Genomic DNA, 3105 nt, shown 5'->3' with positions numbered 1-3105 from the left:
TAAATTTTGTTATCATTTAATCATAAGCGAAACTTAATTTGTTTCTAATTATTTAATTTTATTAAAAACCTAAGAATAATGAATACTACCAACATTTTATTAAAAGTGGCTTGTTTTATTCCTGTTAATCGGAATAATTCTTTATCATTAATAAANTNATAAANTCAAATTTATCAAATTTCATAATTTTAGATTCCTATAATTTCTATTTTAAATATATTTTATAGGAATTTTAAAATAACTAGGTTATGCAAGAAGTCTATTATTNNAGCANNNGAAACTTGAGTACGTTATAACAGTAAAATGATGGTGGAACATTATTTACATTTAGTTCAGGAAATTTGATGGTTTGCACAAATTATTGGAGCAATGTCTATTTATTTTTTTATTAGAAAAATTGGAATTAAGAATTCATTAATTTTAACATTAATAATTTGAAGTCTATATTTTATTTTTGTTGCTATCATTCCAATTCCGGAAGTTTTATTAATTTGTCAATTTTTAAATGGTTTTGCAATGATATTTTTGTTTGGAATTTTATTTTCAATTACAATGATGTGGAATTATCGGATTCAAAATCAACCTGTAACGGGTTGTTTTTCAGCATTAAATGCTTTAGTAACATTTCTTATACAGTTCTTAATCCGGGTTTTTGCCCATTATCAAGTTGGTGTTTTTAGTAATTTAAATTTAGATTGAAATTTACCATTTATTAAAAATGATTTATTTTTAGATTCATTAAAACAAGTTATTTTATATTTATATTTAAGTTGTGCTATTAGCTGCTTTATTTTAATTTTTGTTGTTTTCTTTAGCATTAAATTTATTAGTGGTGAATATTATAATCGCAACCAATTTGAAAGTAAGCTTAGTGAATTAGTTGGAATGGTTGTTATCCATGAGATTGATCAAAAAATTGCTTTAAAAAAATATTTACAAAAAAAGAAGTTACATAATAACTTCTACTGCAATAATATCAGGCATTTCTTGTTTAACAATTTGTTCAACACCATCTTTAATTGTTGAATCAATTAATCCGCAACCAACACATGCTCCTGTCAAACGAACATAAACAATATTATTTTTAACTTCAACAAATTCAATATCGCCGCCATCTTGGTTAATATAAGGGCGAAGATTATCAATAATATCTTTTGCTTGATTTGTTTGTGTCATTCTAATCACCTTCACTATTTAATTATAGCATTTTTATAAACAAAGTTAGTTTAATTAATTATGGATATGTATATAATAATAGGTAGAGATTCAATTTAGAATTTTTATTGGAGTTTAAATGTTTAGAGGAGGACTAATGGAAGAAAAAAGTTTTAGTATATATGGCCTATCTGCTGGAATAAAATTAGCAGACGAAATTTGTAAAATTTTAGGTGTAACAAGACAAGAAATGGAAACTGTTCGTTTTGCTGATGGTGAAATTTTGGTAAGGGCAATGAATTCAGTGCGGGGGAAAGATGTTTATATTATTCAATCAACATCTTGGCCAGTCAATGAGAATCTAATGGAATTATTAATTGCAATTGATGCTCTAAAACGTGGTAGTGCACAAAGCATTAATGTGGTCATTCCTTATTTTGGATATGCTCGTCAAGATCGAAAAGCACGTGGTCGCCAACCAATTACATGTAAATTAGTGGCGAATATGTTAACAACAGCAGGGGCAACAAGAGTAATGACTGTTGATTTACATTCACCACAATCAATGGGATTTTTTGATGTTCCAGTTGATGATTTACGCTCAACACAAGAATTAGTAAGAACAATTGTTCGAAAAATTGAAGAAGACCATCTTAAAGAAGAAATAACAATTGTTTCACCAGACCATGGTGGATTAGTACGGGCACGAGATGTGGCTAATCGTTTAGGAAATTTAGCTGGGAATATTGCAGTAATTGATAAGCGCCGTCCAAAACCAAATGTTAGTGAAGTTCAATTTATTTTAGGAGATGTCAAAGACCGTATTTGCTTTATTGTTGATGATATGATTGATACAGCTGGCACAATTTGTAATGCAGCAAAAGCATTAAAACAGCATGGGGCAAAAGCAGTTTATTTATTAGCATGCCATGGAGTATTTTCACCCCCAGCAAAAGAGCGTTTAACAGAACTTATTAATGATGGTACAGTTAAAAAGGCTATTGTTACAAATACAATTGATATTAATCAAGATCGATTATTTGACGGGTTAGAAGTCATTTCAATTGCTGATTTAATTTCACAGATGATTAGAGCAATGATTGAAAAACGTAGTTTATCAGATGTTTATTCAAAATGTAATGAGCAAATAAAAAAAATAATTGAGAAAATAAAAAATAAAATAGTTGGTAAAGTTTGCATTGTTTAGTTAAGAAATGCAAACTTTTTTTATAACATTTTTTTAAGAAAGAGAGTAATTTATTTATGATTAGATAATCAATTTTAAAGTAGTTTTTTGCTATAATTAAATTAAGAAAAAGCTATTTATCCAAATTATTATTATATTGCAATATATCACTAGTTAAAAATATCAAGGAGCAAATAATGACAACTTCAATTTATGGTTATAGACGTATTATTCAAATTATTATTAATAGACTTCTTGCATAACCTAGTTATTTTAAAATTCCTATAAAATATATTTAAAATAGAAATTNTATATACCCCACTTCAGTTTTATAGGATCTAAAATAGTTGAACTTAAGACTTCCAATTGGAATCCAATTGTTTTGGTCAATAAGAAAATGTAGACTTGTATGTAGAAAATATAATAAAAACAAGTTGGTTTATTTCATATATGTGCATATATATAGTATGTTAGGTTACTTTCAGAAAAATATACTCCTTGATAAATATTTTACCAATGTCGAATTGGATTTTATTTAGTGAATATAATTTATTTAAATGAAATGAATTTATTGAAATTCATTAAAATATTCAATTTCTCTACAGAATATCTAAATAAATGTTATGCCTATTTTAAATATATACAATAGTCTATGAAATATCCAAACTAGACATTCTGAACCAAGACTTGAATTTATATGCAAACTCGCTAATAATTGTCTGTACTCCAAAGTCAGCAGTCAAATTATCGCACAATATTCTTTC

General features: G+C 26.7%; 3 protein-coding genes. 2 read left to right on the top strand and 1 reads right to left on the bottom strand.

Features of this window, described 5'->3' with window-relative positions; genetic code table 4:
• The first annotated feature begins 303 nt into the window (after positions 1–303).
• A complete protein-coding gene (locus BST80_RS04735; protein WP_415746192.1) occupies positions 304–1035 on the top strand; it encodes a hypothetical protein in 732 nt (243 codons plus the stop codon).
• Here the strand turns inward: BST80_RS04735 and BST80_RS04730 are convergent.
• Complete coding sequence (locus tag BST80_RS04730; RefSeq protein ID WP_415746191.1) at positions 949–1176, bottom strand: NifU family protein; 228 nt, start codon at positions 1174–1176, stop codon at positions 949–951. The genes BST80_RS04735 and BST80_RS04730 overlap by 87 nt on opposite strands.
• Before the next feature lie 136 nt (positions 1177–1312).
• Between BST80_RS04730 and BST80_RS04725 the strand changes: the two genes are divergently transcribed.
• Positions 1313–2362, top strand: a complete 1050-nt coding sequence (locus BST80_RS04725) for a ribose-phosphate diphosphokinase (protein WP_415746190.1) — start codon at positions 1313–1315, stop codon at positions 2360–2362.
• The last annotated feature ends 743 nt before the right edge of the window (positions 2363–3105 follow it).

The organism is Spiroplasma sp. Moj (assembly GCF_016082285.1).
GTDB lineage: Bacteria > Bacillota_I > Bacilli_A > Mycoplasmatales > Mycoplasmataceae > Spiroplasma > Spiroplasma phoeniceum.
The sequence above is the reverse complement of the archived record's forward strand: the minus strand, read 5'-3'. Positions and strand labels throughout refer to the sequence as shown.